Origin of the sequence: Neptuniibacter caesariensis (assembly GCF_000153345.1) — a bacterium.
GTDB classification, from domain to species: Bacteria; Pseudomonadota; Gammaproteobacteria; order Pseudomonadales; family Balneatricaceae; genus Neptuniibacter; species Neptuniibacter caesariensis.
Genome location: NZ_CH724126.1, coordinates 678,153 through 698,979, shown reverse-complemented (window position 1 = coordinate 698,979; position 20,827 = coordinate 678,153). Strand labels below are relative to the sequence as shown.

19 protein-coding genes are annotated in these 20,827 nt (G+C 47.5%); 1 reads left to right on the top strand and 18 read right to left on the bottom strand.

What is annotated here, in order from left to right; translation table 11 throughout:
* Positions 1 to 13: 13 nt before the first annotated feature.
* From MED92_RS12940 to MED92_RS12895, 10 genes are all read right to left on the bottom strand, one after another.
* Positions 14 to 871: an aminotransferase class IV gene (locus MED92_RS12940; protein WP_007022006.1), complete on the bottom strand. Its 858-nt coding sequence runs from the start codon at positions 869 to 871 to the stop codon at positions 14 to 16.
* An 84-nt stretch (positions 872 to 955) separates the two neighbouring features.
* On the bottom strand, positions 956 to 2,119 hold the full coding sequence (locus MED92_RS12935) for a D-alanyl-D-alanine carboxypeptidase family protein (protein ID WP_007022005.1): 1,164 nt from the start codon (positions 2,117 to 2,119) through the stop codon (positions 956 to 958).
* Between the two features lie 65 nt (positions 2,120 to 2,184).
* Positions 2,185 to 3,015, bottom strand: coding sequence for a septal ring lytic transglycosylase RlpA family protein (locus MED92_RS12930; protein WP_007022004.1), 831 nt, complete (start codon positions 3,013 to 3,015; stop codon positions 2,185 to 2,187).
* An 11-nt stretch (positions 3,016 to 3,026) separates the two neighbouring features.
* Positions 3,027 to 4,205, bottom strand: coding sequence for a lytic murein transglycosylase B (gene mltB / locus MED92_RS12925; protein ID WP_007022003.1), 1,179 nt, complete (start codon positions 4,203 to 4,205; stop codon positions 3,027 to 3,029).
* Between the two features lie 91 nt (positions 4,206 to 4,296).
* Positions 4,297 to 5,439, bottom strand: a complete 1,143-nt coding sequence (rodA, locus tag MED92_RS12920; RefSeq protein WP_007022002.1) for a rod shape-determining protein RodA — start codon at positions 5,437 to 5,439, stop codon at positions 4,297 to 4,299.
* The gene (mrdA, locus tag MED92_RS12915; RefSeq protein WP_007022001.1) at positions 5,436 to 7,340 is read right to left on the bottom strand and encodes a penicillin-binding protein 2; all 1,905 of its coding nucleotides are present in this window, start codon (positions 7,338 to 7,340) and stop codon (positions 5,436 to 5,438) included. The genes rodA and mrdA overlap by 4 nt, the downstream gene beginning before the upstream one ends.
* A gap of 15 nt (positions 7,341 to 7,355) precedes the next feature.
* Positions 7,356 to 7,823: a 23S rRNA (pseudouridine(1915)-N(3))-methyltransferase RlmH gene (gene rlmH, locus MED92_RS12910; protein ID WP_007022000.1), complete on the bottom strand. Its 468-nt coding sequence runs from the start codon at positions 7,821 to 7,823 to the stop codon at positions 7,356 to 7,358.
* A gap of 8 nt (positions 7,824 to 7,831) precedes the next feature.
* Positions 7,832 to 8,164, bottom strand: a complete 333-nt coding sequence (rsfS, locus tag MED92_RS12905; protein WP_007021999.1) for a ribosome silencing factor — start codon at positions 8,162 to 8,164, stop codon at positions 7,832 to 7,834.
* Positions 8,165 to 8,193: 29 nt separating this feature from the next.
* A complete protein-coding gene (gene nadD / locus MED92_RS12900) occupies positions 8,194 to 8,853 on the bottom strand; it encodes a nicotinate-nucleotide adenylyltransferase (RefSeq protein ID WP_007021998.1) in 660 nt (219 codons plus the stop codon).
* A gap of 7 nt (positions 8,854 to 8,860) precedes the next feature.
* A complete protein-coding gene (locus MED92_RS12895; protein WP_007021997.1) occupies positions 8,861 to 10,117 on the bottom strand; it encodes a glutamate-5-semialdehyde dehydrogenase in 1,257 nt (418 codons plus the stop codon).
* Positions 10,118 to 10,257: 140 nt separating this feature from the next.
* Here MED92_RS12895 and MED92_RS18665 point away from each other — a divergent pair, with 140 nt between their 5' ends.
* On the top strand, positions 10,258 to 11,853 hold the full coding sequence (locus tag MED92_RS18665; RefSeq protein WP_007021996.1) for a hypothetical protein: 1,596 nt from the start codon (positions 10,258 to 10,260) through the stop codon (positions 11,851 to 11,853).
* A 118-nt stretch (positions 11,854 to 11,971) separates the two neighbouring features.
* On the opposite strand, the gene MED92_RS19345 is transcribed toward MED92_RS18665, so the two are convergent.
* The 8 genes from MED92_RS19345 to MED92_RS12850 all read right to left on the bottom strand — a co-directional run bounded on the left by MED92_RS19345 (position 11,972) and on the right by MED92_RS12850 (position 20,811).
* Complete coding sequence (locus tag MED92_RS19345; RefSeq protein WP_007021995.1) at positions 11,972 to 13,126, bottom strand: GGDEF domain-containing protein; 1,155 nt, start codon at positions 13,124 to 13,126, stop codon at positions 11,972 to 11,974.
* A 179-nt stretch (positions 13,127 to 13,305) separates the two neighbouring features.
* Complete coding sequence (locus tag MED92_RS12880; protein WP_007021994.1) at positions 13,306 to 13,917, bottom strand: SH3 domain-containing protein; 612 nt, start codon at positions 13,915 to 13,917, stop codon at positions 13,306 to 13,308.
* A gap of 10 nt (positions 13,918 to 13,927) precedes the next feature.
* Positions 13,928 to 16,207, bottom strand: coding sequence for a DNA topoisomerase IV subunit A (parC, locus tag MED92_RS12875; RefSeq protein WP_007021993.1), 2,280 nt, complete (start codon positions 16,205 to 16,207; stop codon positions 13,928 to 13,930).
* A 130-nt stretch (positions 16,208 to 16,337) separates the two neighbouring features.
* Positions 16,338 to 18,230, bottom strand: a complete 1,893-nt coding sequence (gene parE, locus MED92_RS12870) for a DNA topoisomerase IV subunit B (RefSeq protein ID WP_007021992.1) — start codon at positions 18,228 to 18,230, stop codon at positions 16,338 to 16,340.
* A 52-nt stretch (positions 18,231 to 18,282) separates the two neighbouring features.
* On the bottom strand, positions 18,283 to 18,894 hold the full coding sequence (locus tag MED92_RS12865) for a YqiA/YcfP family alpha/beta fold hydrolase (RefSeq protein ID WP_007021991.1): 612 nt from the start codon (positions 18,892 to 18,894) through the stop codon (positions 18,283 to 18,285).
* A gap of 59 nt (positions 18,895 to 18,953) precedes the next feature.
* A complete protein-coding gene (locus tag MED92_RS12860) occupies positions 18,954 to 19,724 on the bottom strand; it encodes a metallophosphoesterase (protein WP_007021990.1) in 771 nt (256 codons plus the stop codon).
* Positions 19,717 to 20,160: a DUF1249 domain-containing protein gene (locus MED92_RS12855; protein WP_007021989.1), complete on the bottom strand. Its 444-nt coding sequence runs from the start codon at positions 20,158 to 20,160 to the stop codon at positions 19,717 to 19,719. Before MED92_RS12855 ends, MED92_RS12860 begins: the two co-directional genes overlap by 8 nt.
* Positions 20,161 to 20,190: 30 nt before the next feature.
* Positions 20,191 to 20,811: an NUDIX domain-containing protein gene (locus tag MED92_RS12850; protein WP_007021988.1), complete on the bottom strand. Its 621-nt coding sequence runs from the start codon at positions 20,809 to 20,811 to the stop codon at positions 20,191 to 20,193.
* Positions 20,812 to 20,827 lie beyond the last annotated feature (16 nt).

The following is a 20,827-nucleotide window of genomic DNA, read 5'->3' as shown; positions in this document are numbered from 1 at the left end:
CTGTTTATTTCGGTTATTTACTTCCTGTCATCAGTGCTCGCTGAAAACCGGAAAAAAGAGTGAACATTCGCATCCAGACTGGGCCTTTATTGCCCTCTCCTATCTGCTGACCATCAATTTCCACTATTGGAATTACACCGCGGGTTGAGCTGGAAACCCAAACCTCATCGGCGGCCAATAAACGTTCATAGTCTATATCTATCTCTTGATATTGAATGCCGTGCTGATCCGCAAGCTCCAATATCAATTCCCGGGTGATACCACCCAGAATTTCTGAGCTTCGCTTAGGTGTATAGATGACTCCACGCTTCACCAGAAAAAGGTTACATGCAGAACCTTCAGTTAACTTTCCATCACGTGAAAACAGCGCTTCCTGAACACCCTCATCCTTCGCCTGCTGTAAGACCAGAATATTGGGTAACAAACAGGTCGATTTGATATCACAACGATGCCAGCGCAGATCCTCTGTTACGATCGCTTTTAAGGGCACAACTTCATCTACCCCCGCCTGCCAGACATCTTTAATATCTGTACAGCACGCAAAGATAGTTGGTTCCAGTTCATCACCATAAGCATGGCTGCGTTTACCGGCACTGCCTCGGGTCACCTGTAGATAAACAGACAGATTACCTCCTCCATTGAGGGCAACCAGCTTATCCATTATAGCCTGCCAATCCTGTGCATTTTTAATGCTCACAGCTCTCAGGCTGTGAGCCAGACGATCAATATGCTCCTGCAAACGAAAGCCAACACCCTGATAATAAGGAACAACTTCGTAAACACTATCACCAAACAAGAAACCTCGATCAAAGACCGAAACCTTTGCTTCCTCTTCGGGGATAAACTGACCGTTGAGATATACTGTGCTCATATCACCTAAACACAAATGCCCACATCTAGTGATTATAGATGTGGGCATCCTTGCAAATTTAAAGGCCTGACAGCCAAGTAATCACTAACCTAGCAAGCTGCTAAAAAATAGCAAAATGGCATGCCAGATACGTTTGAGAAGACCTGCTTCAGGTATAGCTTCCAACGCAACCAGTGGCACCTCTGTCACAAGCTCACCATCCAATGTCACTCTAACCTGACCTAGTTCCTGACCTTTCTCTATGGGTGCTTTAATCACTCGATCAACATCCATCGTCGCCTGAAGCTTATCAGCCTGACCACGCGGAATCGTTACAGAGAGCGACTCATTAATGCCAATTTTCAGTTGATCTTGAACACCCGACCAAACCTTGGTGGTATTGAGCATGACTCCTGACTCATAAAGCTTATGAGTACGGTAATAACGGAAGGCATAAGAGAGCAGTTTCTGACTTTCACGTGCACGCGCTTCTTCATCTTTAGTCCCCAATACAACAGAGATCAAACGCATGCCGTCACGCTTTGCCGACGCTACTAAACAGTAACCTGCTGCATCGGTGTAGCCGGTTTTCATGCCATCAACCGTTTTATCTCTCCAGAGCAGCTTATTTCGATTCGGCTGGCGAATATCGTTGTAAGTAAAATACTTTTCAGAGTAGATACTATAAAGGTCGGGGAAATCATTAATGATCGCTTTTGCCAGTGTTGCCAGGTCAGCCGCAGATGACTCATGCCCGTCGGCTGGCAACCCCGTAGCATTTAAGAAATTAGTATTTTTCATACCTAACAGATCAGCATGCTGATTCATCAGGTCCGCAAAAGCGGGTTCACTGCCAGCAATATGCTCCGCTACGGCTACTGAGGCGTCGTTCCCGGACTGGATGATAATCCCCTTCATCAGATCACCCAGACGTACTTGAGTGCCTTCACGAATAAACATACGCGAGCCCTGAGTTCGCCATGCTTTCTCGCTGATAAGTACCAAATCCTCTAGACCCACATTTCCTTTACTTAGTTCATATTCAAGAATGTAAGCCGTCATCATTTTGGTCAGACTCGCCGGTGCGAAAGGCTTATCCGCATTTTTGGAGGCGATAACCTTCCCCGTATCGGCATCCATAACCAGATAGGCAGTGGCGGCAATTTGCGGCTCGGCAGGAATAAGACGCGCAACGGCATGAACCTGAATAGCAAAGAGCGTTAGTACTAACGCGTAGAAATATTTAGAAACCTTATTAAACATTGTCATCCAGTATTACTGTATTGATTTAAAGTGAAGTCCACATATCGCCGCGAACAACTGTACTTAAGCCCTTATGGGAAGTCTACCAAACGTGAGCCCGGATAGCCCATCTGCTCAACCTGATTAACTAAATCAGGTACGGAGGTAGAACTTTTCAATGGTCCTACTTGCACTCGGTACAGCGTTCGACCGCTATTCGTTGTTGGTCTCACCTGAACGCTGAGCCCCGCCAATAAAGGAGATAACTGACTCTGAACAAACTCTGCGGTATTGCGGCTGGAATAAGCACCTACTTGCAAATAACGCCCAGAGGCCGTATCCGGTAACGAATTTTGTACTACCACGGCGGTTGTACCCGCAGCTTTATGCCAAGCGTGTGGATCTATTGCTTCCAGGCGAACACGTGCCGTGCCTTTCTTTAGCATATCCAACTTAGAAGCAGCAGCATAAGACAGATCAATTAATCGGTTGCCATGAAAAGGGCCCCGGTCATTAACCCTAACGATAACCTGACGGTTATTATCCAGGTTGGTCACTTTCAAATAGGTAGGAATAGGCAAGGACTTATGCGCGGCCGACATCTTATACATATCGTAAACCTCACCATTAGAGGTTTTATGACCGTGAAATTTCTTCCCGTACCAGGAAGCGGTTCCCACTTCCCGGTAACCCGCGGCACTATTCATTATATGATACTGCTTGCCTAAAACAGTATAGGGGCTTTTATTCCCGCCACGGCTTTTAGGCTCAACCTTTGGAACAGCATCTTTGACATGCGAGACATCAACAGGCTGGTCCGGCGCTTTATCATGACGCATCGAATAGCGGCCATTATTCGTACTGGTTGACGAACAACCTACAATAACTAGCGAAATACAAAGTACAACTAACTTGCGCAACATAGCACCGTCTCTTAGTTACTCTTAGTCTGCATGGCCACTGATTTAACAGTCGCTTTCTCATAAGCGTCTTTGATCTGTTGACTTAAGCGATAAACAGCCATGGCATACAACTTACTGTGGTTGTAACGAGTTATAACATAGAAGTTATGCAGACCTAACCAGTATTGCTTATCATCACCGATCTCCATTTGCATCAGGATCGCTTTCTCTTCCGGGGATAAGTTCAGTTGCGGTTCTACACCACGATCGACCCATTCAGCGAGCGTATTTTGCGGAATCAAACCCTTGCGACCAACGCTGTACCAAGCTTCATCAGCGGCCTTAGTGAAAGAAACTCCACTGATGACAGGCTGCCCGGGTTTCCATTTATGTTCAGCAAAGTAATTGGCCACGCTACCAATCGCATCCGTTTTATTGCTCCAGATATCACGCTTACCATCCTGATCAAAATCGATGGCAAAATTACGATAGCTTGAAGGAATAAACTGTCCAAAGCCCATCGCTCCAGCATAGGAGCCTTTTAGAGAAGTAAAATCGACCTTCTCCTCTTTGACGAGATGCAGGTACTCTTTCAGCTGCCCGAGAAAGAACTTACTACGGCGAGGATAATCAAAACCCAGTGTTGCCAAGGCATCTAAGACACGATAGCTACCCATAATCCGACCATAGCGGGTTTCCACACCGATAATCGACACAATGATTTCAGCTGGAACACCGTATTTTTGTTCCGCTTTAGCAAGACTCTCTTGATTGTCCTGCCAAAACTTAACGCCTTGCTTGATACGCTTAGGCTCAATAAAAATCTTACGGTACCCCCCCCAGGTCAGACGTCGTTCTGCCGGACGGGAAATCGCTTTCAGAATTGAAGTCTGGCGCTTTGCTTCGCCAAGCACTTTTCTCAAATAGGCTTCATCAAAGCCTTCTGCTTTCATCTCTTCGATAAACACTTTGGCTTCAGGATAATCCAGATAAGAACCGCCCCTCACTGAAGCCAGTAGTTCCTCTTGAGTCATCCGCTTTGATGCAGCAGGCATTGCGGCTTTCTTCTGAGCAACTGAAGTGTCAGCCTTGTCTGTTTTGACCTGCGGTTTAGCAGATGACGAGGCCACTTCTTTTTCAGCGGTTGCTGTACAACCCATAAGTAAAAGTCCGGTAGTTACTAAAACCGATACAACTGAACTACGCTTCATCCCTGATCTCCTTAATTTCCAATACCAACATAAACATCTCCTCAAGCCAGAGCATACAGATAAAACTCAGACTCAAAAGTTCAAAAATTCGTTACTTGAGCAACATCGTTCGATAACTGTGAACCGACATAATAATACCAAACCCGGCCATCAAGGTTACGATAGACGTCCCACCGTAACTCACCAATGGTAACGGCACTCCCACTACAGGTAACAAGCCGCTCACCATACCGATATTAACAAACACATAGACAAAGAAAGTTAAAATCAAACTGCCCGCCAACAAACGCCCAAAACTATCTGGAGCACGTGCAGCAATAACTAACCCACGAGCAATAATCAACAGATAAAGTGTCAACAGAACTAATACACCAATCAGTCCCATCTCTTCAGCCACCACCGCAATGATAAAATCCGTATGCGATTCCGGTAAAAAGTCCAACTGTGACTGCGTACCGCTTAACCACCCCTTACCAGAAACACCGCCAGAGCCGATTGCTGTTTTCGACTGGATAATATTCCATCCTGAACCTAAAGGATCACTTTCCGGGTCGAGAAAAGTAAGTACCCGCTGTTTTTGATAATCTTTCATCACGGCCCAAAGGCCTGGTAAAGCTGCCGCTGCAACACCTAAAGCAGAGAAGATGTAACGCCAACGTATACCCGATAGCAACAATACAAAAATACCCGAAGAAGCAATCAGTAACGAAGTTCCCAGATCCGGCTGTTTCATAATCAGAACGGTAGGCAGTCCTACTAACACCAAACTGATAATGATATGCCTGAAACCTGGCGGCAAAGGTCTGTGAGCTAGATAGAATGCAACGGTAAGCGGCAGCACAAGTTTCATGATTTCAGAAGGTTGGAAGCGAAAGCCCGGGAGCGCGATCCAGCGCTGTGCACCCTTTGCACCTACACCAAAGAGTATGACCCCCACCAGCAACGCGACACCTATCACATAGAGCCAGGGTGCCCAACGACCCAGAAATCTGGGGGTTAATTGTGCCAAAACGATCATGACAAAAAAACCGGCACCCATACGGATCGCCTGACGGGTCACATAGCCCATATCCTGACCGGAGGCGCTGTATAGAATAAATAAGCCAAAACCACATAATGCAATTAACAGAAGCAGTAGCCAACCATCCAGGTTCGTATAGCTCCAGAGGCTTGGCCGTTGGCGCAGATGATCATGCGCTTCCGGCATGTAGCGCTCAAACTCTCTTCCCATCATCGTAGCGCCACCTCACCCTCAATCTCCTGCTCAGGGTCTTTACCCAGAAGGTAGGCATCCATAACTTTTCGCGCAATAGGCGCGGCAGTACTGGACCCACCACCGCCATTTTCTACGATGACAGCAATGGCTATTTTAGGGTCTTCAATCGGCGCAAATGCGACAAACAACGCATGATCTCGATGGATTTCAGCCAGCTTTTCCGCATCATATTCTTCATCCTGTTTGATGCCGACAACCTGAGCAGTACCGGTTTTCCCAGCAATCTCATAGGCTGAATTGGCACCAGAGCTACGTGCAGTACCTCGCTTGCCGTGCATTACTTCACGCATCCCTTTAATGATGTCGTCCCAATGCTTCTCATTATTCAGTTTCACATCAGCCAAGGGACGCTTTACCCCGCTGATATCAGGCATAGACAATACTTCCGCCCCGGCATCATCTAATGACTTAATACCTTTCAGCATCCTTGGCGAGTGCCATTTACCACGATTTGCCACTACAGCAGTGGCCGTTGCCAACTGCAATGGGGTCGCGACAAAGAAGCCTTGCCCGATACTCATATTCAGAGAATCACCGGTATACCAAGGCGTTTTACGGGCCCGTTTTTTCCATTCTCTTGAAGGGAGAATAGCCCCAAGGGCTTCTGGCAAATCCAGACTGGTTACCTGACCAAAACCAAATTTACCCAGATAGTCAGACATAGGGTCGACACCCATCTTATGTGACACATCGTAAAACCAGACATCACAAGACTGCGCGATTGAATCATACATATCCACACGGCCATGCCCGGTTCGTTTCCAGTCGCGGTATTTCCGTCCACCTTTAGTCAGGGTGTAAAAGCCCGGATCAAAGATGGTGTAGCTAGGCTTCACCACCCCCGTATCGATAGCCGCCAGCGCAACAATCTGCTTGATCGTTGAACCTGGAGGATAACCGCCACGAATCGCCCGGTTAAATAAAGGCAGATCTCTGGATTCCCTCAACGCTTTATAATCTTTCGATGAGATGCCTGTAACAAACAGGTTAGGATCATAAGCAGGTGTAGAAACCATGGTAAGAATTCCCCCGGTTTCCGGATCTATTGCCACCACGGAGGCACGCCGGCCTTCCAAAAGCTTCTCAGTAATCTGTTGTAGTCGAAGATCCAAATGCAAAACCAGATCCTCTCCGGGTTTAGGATCAGTCCTTTCCAGAACGCGCATAACCCTGCCCCGGGCATTGGTCTCTACCTTCTGAAAACCGACCTCACCATGCAACTGATCTTCATAAAACTTCTCAATACCCAGCTTCCCTATGTAATGGGTTGCCGCATAGTTGGTTTCATCAACACGCTTCAGCTCTTTTTCGTTAATGCGCCCTACGTACCCCATAGCATGAACCAAAGACCGCCCGTAGGGGTAATAACGAATTAACTCAGCTTCAACACGTATACCAGGCAGGCGATGATAATTCACCGAAATTTTGGCGATCTCTTCTTCGGTTAAACGGAATCGGACGGGCACCGACTGGAATGGACGACGGCGCTGTTTTAAGCGTTTTTTGAAACGGCTGATTTCACGCTCGGTTATCGGAATCAGCTCACTAAGATCCGCCAGGGTTTTATCCAGATCTTTCATCTCCTCTTTAAGGAGTGTCACTGAATAACTGGGACGGTTGTCAGCTAATAAAATCCCGTTACGGTCATAAATCAGACCCCGTGTAGGGGGAACCGGCTGCAATTGAACCCGGTTATCTTCTGACATAGCTGAAAATCGTTCATGCTCAACCACTTGCAGGTAATACATCCTGCCAGCAAGTACGCACAACATCAGAACAACCACTATAAACGCTAGAGTCGCACGAAAACGAAACGTACGACTCTCTTTGGAATGGTCTTTTAGGCGCTCTGCAGCCATATCCTATCTGATCTTCTACTTGTGATAAGGGTGTCCCTGAATGACTGTCCAGGCCCGATATAATTGTTCCGCCAACAACACTCTAACCAGAGGGTGAGGCAAAGTTAACGCGGACAACGACCATTTCTGATCAGCCATAGCCAAACAACGACTATCCAAGCCATCAGGACCACCAATCAACAGGCTGATATTGCGCCCATCCATTCGCCAGTCCTCGACTTGAGCTGCCAGCTTTTCGGTCGACCAGTTCTTACCCAGCACCTCAAGAGCGATCACACGATCACCTTTAGGAATGGCCGCAAGCATCTGATCCCCTTCCTGCTTTTTCGCCCGGGCGACATCGCTACTTTTTCCACGATGCCCCAAAGGGATTTCGATCATGTCAATCTGAAAATCCGACGGTAAACGTTTAGCGTACTCGTTGTAGCCTTCGTTTACCCAAGCAGGCATTTTTCCGCCAACAGCTATGATCCTGATTTTCATAGAAAGTTCTATGCGTCTGCATCAACGCCCCAAAGGCGCTCTAAATCGTAGAAGGAGCGGGCATCTGGCATCATGACATGAACAACCACATCTCCCAGATCGACCAAAATCCAATCACTTGCGCCTTGCCCTTCTGAGCCCAGAGGCATTAATCCAGCCTCTTTCACTTTAACAACAACTTCTTCAGCAACTGCTGCGACATGTCGTTTCGAGGTGCCAGAAGCGATAATCATATAATCGGTAACCGTAGAACGACCACGTACATCAAGGTCAGTGATTTCTTTGGCTTTCATATCTTCCAGTGCACCATGCACCAGTTCTAAAATTTTCTCAGTTTGCATTAGTTCGCTTCAATTGACGGGCTGATAATTCAACCCTGTTTGTCATCTAAACCGTAAAGACGGTTTTCAAGAATAAATTGGTAAACACTGTCTGGTAGAAGATAACGGGCAGATTCACCCCGGGAGATAATTCCCCTAATCTGCGTCGCTGATATCCCCAGCGGTGTTAGTTCATGAAAAATCACTCTACCTGCAGCGGTGGAGAACAGATCTTCCAGTTTCTCGGTCTTATGTTGCTGCGTGAATTCAGCTATTACCTCTTCCTCAGGAAGTTCATAGCCAGGCCGTTTAACGACAATTAAATGCGCATAGTCAGTGAACTGATGCCATCCATGCCAACTCGGTAAGGTCTGGTAAGAATCCATTCCCATCACCATGCAAATCGGCCTGTCTGGACCGAACTCCTCTCGCAGAGACTGCAAAGTTAGCAATGAGTACGAGGGCTGTTCAGTTCTTATCTCACGTTCATCAGCGTTTAACCCAGCTTCATTTTGCACCGCCTGCTTGACCATCATCAAACGCTGTTCAGACGTACGCCCTGGCGCTTGTTTGTGAACCGGGGCACGCGCAGGCATTAAGTATACCTGCTCAACCCCAGCCCACTCTTTTATCTCAAGGGCCGTGCGCAGATGTCCATTATGGATAGGATCAAAGGTCCCTCCCATAAAAATGAAAGCGTCCGCACTCATATCAGTATCACTGACGGATGTGCCCGTCCCCAAGCACCACATACTTCTCAGATGTCAGACCATCCAGCCCCACAGGGCCGCGTGCATGGATCTTATCGGTAGAGATACCAATTTCAGCTCCCAGGCCATACTCAAAACCGTCGGCAAAGCGCGTCGATGCATTGACCATGACCGAACTGGAATCCACTTCGCGCAAAAATGCACGCGATTTAGTGTAATTCTCAGTAATAATGGAATCTGTGTGATGCGAGCCGTAACGGTTGATATGCAAAATTGCTTCATCCATTGTATCGACAATTTTCACTGCCAAAATTGGCGCTAGATACTCGGTAGCCCAGTCTTCGCTGCTCGCTTGATTCGCAAATGGAACAAGCTCACAGGTACGTTCGCAGCCACGCAGCTCAACACCTACCGCCTGATAACGTTCAGCCAGTTCTGGCAATACTTCAGCAGCGATCCCAGCATTAACCAGAAGCGTCTCCATCGTATTACATGTTCCATAGCGATGAGTTTTGGCATTCAACGCAACATTAATCGCTTTACCTTTATCCGCCGCATCATCGATATACACATGACAGATACCATCAAGGTGTTTGATAACGGTCACTTTGGCATCGCGACTAATTCGTTCAATCAGCCCTTTACCGCCACGAGGTACGATAACATCAACATATTCAGGCATGGTGATCATCTGTCCAACCGCCTCACGATCGGTAGTTTCTACCACCTGAACTGCATTTTCAGGTAAACCGGCAAGTTTAAGGCCTTGCTGGATACATTCAGCAACAGCTTTATTTGAGTTGATCGCCTCCGAACCACCACGCAGGATAGTTGCATTTCCCGATTTCAGACAAAGGCTCGCCGCCTCGACTGTTACGTTCGGGCGTGATTCATAAATAATGCCAATCACCCCGAGAGGCACTCGCATCTTCCCAACCTGAATGCCACTTGGAAGAAATTTTAGATCATTAATGGCGCCAACCGGATCAGGAAGAGCAGCTACCTGACGCAAGCCTTCGATCATTGTATCGATGCGAGCATCAGTGAGTTCAAGGCGATCCAGCATCGCGGCATCCAAACCATTGTTACGACCATTTTCCAGATCGATAGCATTAGCTTCACGCAGTGCCGGTCGGCTGTTATCGATTGCATCAGCCATTGCCAGCAACGCCTGATTTTTCAGGTTAGTGTCTGCTTTTGCTACTAAGCGAGCTGCATCACGTGCATTCTCACCCAGTTCGATCATATATTCTTGTACGTTCATAGCCGTCCTTCCTTCGATAAGCCGCCTATTATAACCCCGTAAACTATCTGAACCATAGCCTCGGCGTAATAGATATTCACCCACCCCCTAAACTGCTGTTATTATCTGCTCCTGCATATCTTTTTGAGCCGACCCAATCCGTGAAAAACGACAACAAAAACCACAACTCCAACTTCAGACGTAACCTGACGGTGTCTGTCGGTTTGGTATTGCTTGCGGGCTTTTTGTTGAGCGTGTTTTACACGTCCGTGGCCTCTTCCCGCCAGGCTAAAGCCGAAACACTCATAACTGGGCAGCAACTTAGTAAACAAAGTGAGCTACTAATCCGGCCGCTGCTCCTATCTTCCGACCGCGTAAGCCTTAACTACCTACTCAATGAACTTAATGAGTTGGAGCAGGTTGCTGGTATTGAGGTCGTCGATGCGAAAGGTTTCGTAGTGGCACGCGCGGGTATTAGTTCAGAGCTAACCATTAAAACTCGCCTGCTACAGCAGGAAAAAACTATTGGTAGCACAACACTCTGGCTTGATTCATCCGTATCTAAGCAAACACTTCTCCGTCAGCTATGGCCAATTGGCATCATTTCGCTATTCACCGCTCTGATCGCCTTATTAACCTTGTGGTTTAGCTGCCGTCAGTTTGAACTTAATGCGGGAAGTGAGACTGAAACCATTCAGCAAGAGCAGGTCAGCTTTAAAGAAGCCCTTGCCCAGCAGGCAAATGATTATTCTACTGAAACAGAGAATCACACCACTGATATCGAAGATGAAAAGCAGTATTTCGAGCGGACTCCCCCACCCTCCTCACCAGAGAATGAAAGTAGCCCGCCACACTTCGACCAGCAACAAGAAGAACAAGCTGAGCAAGAACAGCCTCAAGATCTTCTGCAGACAAACGCATTAGTTGATCTTCTTAAGCCTGAGGCGTCCGCAAACCCGCAGATGCCTAAATTTGAGCATCATCCTGAAGACCTCCCAGAAGATGAAGCCCAAAAGCCTGACGAGGCGCCACTGGTCATTGAGGAAGAGGAGATTCACGACAACAGCATGGCTGAGCAAGCCTCTTATCCTCTTTCCGAAAACCCTCTACTGAAAAGCCTCAACGATAGAGAAGAGGTACAACTTGACCTGTATTCATTTGAGCATGAGTTAGAACTGATCCTTGCACCTCAGGATGCTATTTATCTGTTCTACATCGACAGCCATACCGCAAGCTCTGAGAATATGCATGCCGATGAAAAAGCGACACTGCTAAATGTCTACCACCATCTGGCTAAACAGGTTGCGCGGATCTATAACGGTGACGCTGAGTTACTGGACAATAAAGACATCTTATTACGGTTCGAATTAAGAGATGATGGAGATAGCCATGGAGTCAACGCGGTTTGCGCAGCCATGCTCTTCAGCCTTCTCTATAAAGGTTTCAATCAGTCCAGAATTCGCGGTTTCCAGCCTGTTCTTAGCTTACAGATGTCACTGGCAAGAGGACATCACGATAAGCACAACCTAGTGCAGGAAGAAGCACATTTTCTCACCCGTACGACATCAAGTAATGAGCTGATCAGCCACACTGCTTTAACCGAAGCACCAAAGCTGAAAGAAGCCATGTTTGAAGAGGCCGATATCCGTCGGGAAGATGAAGACAAGGTACTGCTATTAAAAGTAACGCCTAAACACCAGGCCCTGCTTCAGAAACAAGCAAACCATTTGTTAACCAAGATTTTTTCTAGAGGCTAGAGGCTAGAGGCTAGAGGCTAGAGGCTAGAGGCTAGAGGCTAGAGGCTAGAGGCTAGAGGCTAGAGGCTAGAGGCTAGAGGCTAGACAATTATTGGTAGCTTATAAGTCATTTCTACAATTAGCTTTCATGAAGAAAAACCCCGTTTTTACCGCTTTTCTTCACCCGGTACATACGCTCATCTGCCACCCGAATCAACGCAGCCAAGTCTTCTCCTTCCTCAGGGAATACCGCTCCACCCACTGAGCAGCTTACACTTAATCCTTCAGCCAGGTGTTCATAGCTTTGATTCATTACATCCAAAAGTCGCTCAGCTAATCTTTGCGAGTTAGCCCCTGACTCGGGACACTGGACTATCATGGCGAACTCATCTCCACCAATACGTGCTACAAAGTCCCCCTCCCTGAGCGCCACAGTCAACCGATTAGCCACCTCAACAAGCACTAGGTCTCCGGCCTCATGTCCAAAATTATCATTAATCGCCTTAAAGTCATCCACATCGACAAAAAGGACTGTGAGACACTTGCTCTTACTGGCAACATCATCAAGAATCTGCTGCCCTTTTTTCATGAAAGCCTTACGATTTGGTACACGGGTCAACTCACAATGATGCGCTTCGTAGGCCATTGCCAGATGCTTCTCCTGAACCTCCGCAACCTCAGCAGCAGTATCCTCAAGCACCCTTTCAACCTGGCGCTTTTCAATCATCAGCGCAACAAAGCGGTTCATTACCCTGTGATAATGAAAAGCCGCTAGCACCACAAACGGCATAGCCAGCAAACCAATCAGCAGCGTATTCATCAGTTGATTAATTCGCTCCTGCATAACCTGCCCAACGCTCTCAGTATATTGTTTGTTCTGCTGCTGCATTATGCCAAAGGCCGCTAACGCAGGCTGATCATCAACACGAACATAACGATCTATCTCAGCTGGACTTTCACCTCTGTGAATTGCCTCAGTCGCAACCTCAACATTTTCTTTGTATTGGGATAGAGTTCCGCTGATGACACTGAGTGCACTAAGCTCTTCAGCATTGAGATCGAGATCTGAATACTTATTAATAACCCGCGAAGACTGTTCCAGATCCTCCCCCAGCTCCTGGAGAAGTGTCGTATCTTTACGAAGTACATAATTCTTGAAATTATGGATAAACCCACCGTAACCAATCGCCCGGTGAAGTTCAGAAAGAGTAGAGGAGCGTGTTTCAGAGACAGAGCTATATTCTTTCCAGGCGTACAATACCCCAGAAGACAGGTACAGTAACACACCGCCCATGAGGAGAATTCCTATGGACAATGTGCTTGCTAAAGCTGCGATCCGCCGACCATACCGCTTGCGCAGTAAACGTCCATCCATGACGCCAAAACCTATCGTTTTCAATAAACCACAAATTTACTACGGCTTATTATAATAAGCCGTTTGAATTCAGCTGCAAGGATTAATTTGTAACAAGGTTATTCTACCGCGCAATTATAGTAAGCCAGATTCAAACCTTCAGAATCTACGCGGCGTTGCATACCTGCATTTAAACGCATAACCCCTTCAGCCTTACCCCCTAAGACATGATAGAGTTGCGTATCACTCGTTTGAATCGGAACAACTTCCTTATCACCCGGGACCACAAAATCGGCCCAGCAATTGATTTTGGTTTGTCGGGTCGATTCATCTTCAAAAGTGACGACAAACGAGACATCCAGATAACAGAGCGAACCAATCCCCACAACCGTTCGATCTGTGCAAACAGGTTTGAGTGCCGACACATCCAACTGATAAGGCTGTTTCTTCTCCGAACCATCAAGTTGTTGTGGCGTAAGAAAAGCGTTAAAGATCCATCCCTGAAACTTTCGATTACTGTTTTTAACGAAGAATATTTCTGACCACTGCCCTGCCCTTTGGGTTTCAAGCACCAACTGACCGGCATCCACTTGCGCCACCACTTTCCAGTTTTGCCCTGGCCCCTTTCGGACATTGACCTTATCGGCGTTTACATTGAAGTAATCTAGCGCACTAGCATTAGCACTTAGGATACAAAACAATGAAAAGAGCAGTGGCGCAAAATTCTTCATTCCTTATTCCTTATTCCTCAGGCTGCTCAGCCTCTTGCTGTTTGGAATCTACTTCAAGACTGTCAACACGCTGATATCCACGTGGCAGCTTATTACCTCGTCTGCCACGTTCGCCACGATAATGTTCAATATCGGATGGTTTAAGCCGTAAATGCTGCTTACCCGCATGCACCATCAACGTATCATCCTTACTCAAAGTCGCTAAAGCTACAACCAGTTCCTCACGTGCCGCAGCGCGTGCCGACGGGATATTGATTATCTTATTCCCTTTACCTCTGGCAAGCTCCGGAAGCTCGGACACAGGGAACACCAGCAAGCGCCCCTCATTTGTTACCGCAGCCAGCAGATCAGTTTCAGGGGTAGCAACTTTAATCGGCGAAATTATGTTGGCGTTTTTAGGCAAGGTAAGCGCTGCTTTACCGTTTTTAGTTTTACTGGTCAGGTCACTGATTTTGGCAACAAAGCCATATCCAGCATCTGAAGCCATCAGTATTTTATCTGCATCTTTCCCGGCCACAGCCGCATCAATAGTCGACCCTTTTGGAAGGGTTATCCTACCCGTCACCGGCTCGCCCTGACCTCGGGCAGATGGAAGATTATGTGTTTCGATTGTAAAACTTCTTCCTGTCGTATCTAGCAGAATAGTCGGCTGATTTGTTCGCCCCTTGCAGGCAAGTTTGAAGGCATCACCAGACTTATAATTAAGCCCCACCGCATCAATCTCATGCCCTTTAGCCGCACGAATCCAGCCCTGCTTAGAGATCACTACGGTTACAGGATCCGAAGACAGAAGATCTTTCTCACTGAATGCCTGCGCTTCTTCACGCTCTACGATTGGCGAGCGACGGTCATCTCCGTACTCTTCAGCTGCATCTTGAATCTCTTTTTTGATCAGCTTACGCATCTTCGCGTCAGAACCCAGAATACCTTCCAGCTTCTTACGCTCTTCTTCCAACTCGTTCTGCTCAGACTGGATCTTAAACTCTTCCAATTTTGCCAAGTGACGAAGTTTAAGGTCCAGAATCGCATCTGCTTGAATTTCAGTCAGGCCAAAACGCTTAATCAGCTCCGCTTTCGGGTCCTCCTCATGGCGGATAATCGCAATCACCTCATCAATATTGAGGTACGCGACCATCAAACCTTCAAGGATATGCAGGCGATCCAGAACTTTAGCTAAGCGGTGGTTTAGGCGCTTGCGTACAATCTCTGTGCGCCAGCTCAGCCATTCAACCAAAATCTGGCGAAGATCCTTAACTTGTGGCTTACCATCCACACCGATCATATTCATATTCACACGGTAAGTGCGCTCAAGATCAGTAGAGGCAAACAGGTGAGCCATTAACTGCTCAACATCAACACGATTCGAGCGCGGGATAATCACCAAGCGGGTTGGATTTTCATGATCCGATTCATCACGCAGGTCGCTTACCATCGGCAGCTTTTTCTGCTGCATCTGAGCCGCAATCTGTTCCAGAATTTTAGCGCCCGATACCTGATGAGGCAGCGCCGTGATAATGATTTCACCCTGCTCTTTCGTGTACACCGCACGCATACGCACCGAGCCACGCCCGGTTTCGTATACTTTTTTCAGTTCTCTACGGGAGGTGATGATCTCCGCATCGGTTGGCATATCAGGGCCAGGAACGATCTCGGTAATCTCATCCAGATCAGCACGCGGGTTATCTAGCAAGTGAACACAAGCCTTAGCCACTTCACGGAGGTTGTGCGGCAGAATATCGGTCGCCATACCTACGGCAATACCCGTTGTACCATTCAACAACACATTTGGTAAACGCGCTGGCAAAATCGCCGGCTCACGCATAGTGCCATCGAAGTTAGGCACCCAATCAACCGTACCTTGACTGATTTCAGACAGTAAAACTTCGGCATAACGGGCTAAACGGGATTCGGTATAACGCATCGCTGCGAAGGATTTAGGGTCATCCGGAGAACCCCAGTTACCCTGACCATCCACCAACGGATAGCGATAACTGAACGGCTGAGCCATCAACACCATCGCTTCATAACAAGCTGAGTCACCGTGCGGGTGGAATTTACCTAACACATCACCCACAGTACGTGCTGACTTCTTGTATTTAGCAGACGCTTTCAAGCCAAGCTCGGACATCGCATAGATGATGCGACGCTGAACCGGCTTCATGCCGTCACCGACATGAGGCAACGCACGATCCAAAATTACGTACATGGAGTAATCCAGATACGCTTTCTCGGTAAAATCTTTTAACGCGAGGCGCTCAGTGCCATCTTCGAAGGTTGTTTGTACCGTCATAATTCACATTACACTCGTAATAAGCTCAACTCGCTGCTGTAACGCAAACCTAGCAACCAGCTGTAAAAACTATCCTGTTTCTCTGCCTACAGTGTTTCATCACAGAGAAAACTAATACCACTTTCAACGTCTAAACGTCTGCCAAGTTACCTTTGCTCTGCAACCAGTCTTTACGGTCACCTGAGCGTTTCTTAGCTAACAGCATATCCATCACTTCATTAGTGCCATCACCTGGCTCTACCGTTAACTGCACAAGACGTCGAGTATCCGGTGACATGGTTGTCTCACGTAGCTGAAGTGGGTTCATCTCACCCAAACCCTTGAATCGCTGTACGCCGATTTTGGCATTCTTACGATCCGCTTTAATGCGCTCGATAATGCCATCTTTCTCGGCATCATCCAGTGCGTAAAACACCTCTTTCGCCACATCGATTCGATACAGCGGCGGCATAGCCACATAAACGTGACCCGCAGTTACCAGCGGCTTGAAGTGACGCACGAACAATGCACAAAGAAGGGTGGCGATATGCAGACCGTCTGAGTCCGCATCGGCCAGAATACAGATCTTGCCATAACGCAGACCCTCGAAGTTTTCTGAAGCAGGCTCCACACCAATCGCTACCGAGATATCATGGATCTCTTGTGAACCTAGCACCTCAGTTGGATCAACTTCCCAGGTATTCAGGATCTTACCGCGTAGCGGCATAATTGCCTGAAACTCGCGATCTCGTGCTTGTTTAGCAGAACCTCCCGCAGAGTCACCCTCTACCAAGAACAGTTCCGATTGCATCGCATCGCCACCGGAACAATCGGCTAACTTGCCTGGAAGTGCCGGCCCCTGAGTGACCTTTTTACGTACCACTTTCTTGTTAGAGCGCATGCGACGCTGAGCATTAGAGATAATCACTTCAGCAAGCTGTTCACCCTCTTCTACATGACGGTTCAGCCATAGAGAGAAAGCATCTTTAATCGTACCGGAAATAAAGGCCGCGATTTCGCGGGAAGACAAACGCTCTTTAGTCTGACCTGCAAACTGCGGGTCCTGCATTTTTGCAGAAAGGACGTAACAGCATTTATCCCAAACATCATCTGCGGTTAACTTCACACCACGAGGCAGAAGATTACGGAATTCGCAGAACTCGCGCATCGCTTCTAGCAAGCCTGTGCGTAAACCGTTTACATGGGTACCGCCTTGAGCCGTAGGAATCAGATTGACATAACTTTCACATGTCATCTCGCCACCTTCCGGCAGCCACTGTACGGCCCACTCGACCGCATCGAGCTCACCCTGTAGAGAACCTGAGAATGGTTCAGCTGGCAGCACTTCAAATACCTGGGTTGTACCTTTCAGGTAATCAACTAAACCATCTTCGTAATACCACTCTTCCTTCTCACGTTTAGCGCCGGTCAGATCGGTAAAAGTCACCTTCAGCCCTGGACACAGAACCGCTTTAGCACGCAGATTATGCTTTAAGCGCGAAACGCTGAATTTATGGGTATCAAAGTATTGCGGATCAGGCAGGAAACGTACCGTAGTACCAGTGTTACGCTTACCGCAGGTATCAATCACTTCGAGATCAGATACTTTCTCACCGTCCGCAAAGCCAATACGATAAACCTGACTGTCGCGACGTACCTGAACTTCTAACAACTTAGATAAGGCATTTACAACCGATACACCAACACCATGCAAACCACCGGAGTAGTTGTAGTTATCATTATTGAACTTACCACCCGCATGCAGTTTACACAGGATCAGCTCGACCCCGCTGACACCTTGCTCCGGGTGAATGTCCACCGGCATACCTCGACCATCATCGGTTACGCTTAAGGACTGATCTTTATTCAGAACCACATCAATCTGTTTAGCGTGACCGGCAAGCGCTTCATCCACCGAGTTATCGATGACCTCTTGCGCCAAATGGTTTGGACGATCCGTTTCCGTGTACATACCCGGACGACGTCTAACCGGGTCTAGACCACTAAGAACTTCTATGGAACCAGCGTTGTATTGCTTGGACATCAAATACTTTCCTGTCGCAAAACTTTATCTATGAATCAACGTTTAACGATATTTAAATCGGTTGTGCTTCGGGCAGATCAATACGCCCTTCTGCAAATGCCATAATGGCAGGAATCAGGTTTTCAAACTGTTCAAAACCGTGACTACCACCAGGCTGAACAAATTGCGGTGATGCAGAAAATTTCTCGACCGCTTCTCGGTAATCTAATGTTTCATCTGCCGTTTGGGTTAATAGCAGATAAGCTTCTGGCCGCTCGATCTCTTGGCAATTTAATGCCAACAATTGCGTCAAATGTTCTTGGGTAAGCTCGTACTCTTTACCAGAATACAGATTCACATTAGGCCCAAGATACTGAGGCAACAGTTCAAACGGTCTTACCGATGGATTAATTAAAACCGTACGGACATGATCATAATGCTCAGTTAGCCATGTACTGTAATAACCGCCGAGCGAACTGCCTAATAAGATGACGGTTCGCTGTTGGTTTTGCTCTACAAGAGCGCGTAACTGCTGCATAGCCTCTGCGGGCCAATGGGATAACTCCGGTATCATCACCTGATCGCCAAGACTTTTACCCTGCAGATATTCGACAAACAACCTCGCCTTCATCGATTGCGGCGAGCTGTTAAAGCCATGAACATAAATATAAAGCGGTGTATTCATTCTCTTCCTCTGGAAAAGAACTTACCGGAGGGGAAAGCTAGGCGCAATAGCCAGTAAAGCTATGCGGGTAATCTAATCACTTGTTGGCTAATTTTCCCGCAAGAATGGAGCTGATAGCGGCCATAAGCAGGGCCCGCTAGCTTAGGATCATTTTCTACTTCGGAGCTATCTGTCTGAGCTTTAAACTGCGCGGCAGTTGCTGGTACAGAGAAGAGCTGAATATCTCCTCTCTGAAGCTCCCAGCTTTGATGCACATGGCCAAAGATAACGCCTTTGACCTGTGGATAAAGATCAACAATCTGCCAAAACTGCTCAGCATTAGCCAAACAGATCTCATCCTGCCAGCGGCTTTGCACAGGCACAGGGTGATGATGCAGAACTAAAAGCACATGTTGATCGGCCGCTGTCTGACTTAATTCGGCTTTTAAAAAGCTCAATTCTGTCTCAGAAAGCGAACCACTACCTTTGCCGTCGGGATTGGAACTGCTATCTAGAAAGATCAGTTTCCAACCGCCAAATGTTTTAACTCTCTGAGCTAATTCTGTACCGGTAAAGCGCGCCATCTCCTCTGGCAGGTCGTGATTACCCGGGATCCAATAGGCAGGGTACGGAAGACAATCAACGTAAGAGACTAAACGTTCATAGGCTCGAGGCGCATGATGAGTAAGGTCACCGGTGAGCAGCAAGGCATCTGCAGATTGAGATTCAATCTCCACCAGTACTTGCTGAAAACGTTGCTCGACATTGACTCCTTTCAACAACATATCGGGTTCTTGTTGCAGATGCATATCACTGACTTGGAGCAATAAGATAGGCGCAGTGTCAGCCACTAAAGACCGTCTCCATTGAATAACCATGACTCAAACACTCACTCAGCCACTCACCCAAATATTCGTTTAACTGAACTTTCTCATCCGGTTGATGCATATTACGGTTTGGATAAGGATAAACACCGGATAACTGTTTACGCTTCTGCATACAGATCACTTCGGCCATCGCAGCGTCATGATAGAGGCGAACCACCAGCCCCGGACTATCCAACCAGGGAGAGCTTTTCTCATAACTATGACTCACCAGGAGTGTCGATGTGTATTTGAAACGTTCATCAACCCGAAGACGTAAGTAAGCCTGATGTTCAGGCCAGCTGACCTTGAACTCACGCTCATCACAACTATCCAGATCCGGCAACAGCTTCATGATGCGATGATAGTTCGCCTCACATTGTGACATCTGCCTTGTCAGATCAGGTATATACTTACGCTTCATTACTCACTTAACTCTCTATTTCCAAGCTACCTAGCCCCAGCGCTGATCCAACTCAGCCTGGTTTAACTCTAACCACTGCAGGGCAATAATTGCAGGTGCATTATTAATTCTACCACTTCGAACCAAAGCATAGGCTTCCTTTACAGGTAGGGTATGTACTTTAATATCTTCCCCCTCTTCCTCTAGTCCATGCAAGCCACCAATTCCCTCAGAATCGACCTGAGCACAGAGAAGGTCGATATACTCACGGGTGGCGCCCGTACTCGGTGAAAAGCGAGTAATATGCATAATCTCGCCCAGATCAGCCCCCGCTTCCTCAACAGCTTCCCTTCGGGCTACATCATGAGGTCCTTCACCCGGCTCAACAATGCCTGCAACCAACTCCAGCATCCAGGGGCCTTGTGGATCATCATAAACGCCCACCCTAAACTGCTCGATCAACACAACACTTTGTCTGCGAGCATCGTAGAGCACCACACAAACAGCGTCATCACGCCAAAACAACTCCCTTTGGATGAGAATTTCCTCACCGGCAAACGTTTTATGCCGAAGGTGAAGCTTGTACATCTTGAAGAAACCATCGTACAAGGTTTCCTTCTTCTCTATGCTGAAATCTTTTTGACCATAATCCGGTTGCCATTGTTCAGACATATTTTTGATCCCTGTC